This is a genomic window from Nocardia veterana NBRC 100344 (assembly GCF_000308855.1).
Classification (GTDB): Bacteria; Actinomycetota; Actinomycetes; order Mycobacteriales; family Mycobacteriaceae; genus Nocardia; species Nocardia veterana.
The window spans coordinates 1-868 of record NZ_BAGM01000171.1; the positions used below are offsets into that span (position 1 = coordinate 1).

Annotated in this window: 1 protein-coding gene; it reads right to left on the reverse strand. The window is 64.5% G+C overall.

Features of this window, described 5'->3' with window-relative positions:
- Positions 1–6: 6 nt before the first annotated feature.
- Positions 7–806 (reverse strand): IS5 family transposase gene (locus ON37_RS32045; protein ID WP_085997405.1). Its coding sequence is split into 2 segments (ribosomal slippage): positions 7–476 and positions 476–806, totalling 801 coding nucleotides; the frame shifts between segments, so codons are not numbered across the junction.
- Between the last annotated feature and the right edge of the window lie 62 nt (positions 807–868).

Consider the following 868-nt stretch of genomic DNA (forward strand, 5'->3'; position numbering starts at 1 on the left):
GAGCTCCTAACGGGTTCGATTGCTGAGTCGTCGCCAGCAGATCAGGGCGGCAGCGAGGTCGAGGAATCCGTGGTGGATGTCGGTGCGTCGTTCCCATCGGATGGCCAGCCGCCGGTACTGGTGCAGCAGGGCAAATGATTGTTCGACGATCCAGCGGCCGGCGGTGACCTTGTCACGGGTTCCGCGGCGCGCGATGTAGCCGGTGATACGTCGTTGCCGCAGTTCGGAATACACGCTGGGATAGTCGTATCCCTTGTCGGCGATCAGGGTCGTGATCCGGTGCCGGGCTCGGCCCGCACGCCCGCGCAAGGGCCGGACCCGATCGAGCAGGGTGGGCAGCAGCAGATGGTCGTTGACATTGGCCGCCGACAGCGCCACCGCGAGCGGGAATCCGTTCGCGCAGGTCAGGATGTGGTGCTTGGAACCGGTCTTGGCGCGGTCGACCGGGCTCGGACCTGTTGCGGCGCCCCTTTTTTCGCCCGCACGTGCGAGCCGTCGACCATGACCCGGTCGAAGTCGATCAGCCTGGCAGCGTGGGCGCGGGCGAGCATGGCTTGATGGATCTTCTCGAATGCCCCGGCGGCCTGCCAGTCCCGTAACCTGCGCCAGCAAGTCATCCCGGACCCGAATCCCAGTTCCTGGGGCAGGTCTTCCCATCCGATCCCGGTGATCAGCACGAACAAGATCCCCTGCAACACCAGACGGGAGTCCATCTGCGCTGGTCCCGGCGTCCCTGCCGGTTTCACCGGCAGTAGCGGTTCGATTACCGCCCACAACTCGTCATCCACGATCCAAGGTGCGGCCACGACGAAACATACTGCACTGCAACAGAATCCGACGCCACTCGACTGAACCTGTTAGGAGCTCT